Here is a 262-nt window from a genome sequence, read left to right as displayed (position 1 = left end):
TTGTAAACTCCTGTCATCAGGGAGTAAAGCTTAGGTGTTAATAGCGCCTTAAGCCTGATAGTACCTGAAGAGGAAGGGGCGGCAAACTCCGTGCCAGCAGCCGCGGTAACACGGAGGCCCCGAGCGTTGTTCGGATTTACTGGGCGTAAAGCGTGCGTAGGCGGTTGGGTAAGTCAGATGTGAAAGCCCGGGGCTCAACCTCGGAACTGCATCCGATACTGCCTGACTAGAGGGCTGGAGAGGAGACTGGAATTCACGGTGT

The 262-nt window shown here is 55.3% G+C and carries 1 rRNA gene; it reads left to right on the top strand.

Annotated features, from left to right (window positions below):
- Nucleotides 1–262 (top strand): 16S ribosomal RNA (locus ACTHSL_RS13795); the annotation flags it as partial.

It is taken from the genome of Neisseria sp. P0008.S010, from assembly GCF_051962715.1.
Taxonomy (GTDB): Bacteria; Pseudomonadota; Gammaproteobacteria; order Burkholderiales; family Neisseriaceae; genus Neisseria; species Neisseria elongata.
The sequence above is the reverse complement of the archived record's forward strand: the minus strand, read 5'-3'. Positions and strand labels throughout refer to the sequence as shown.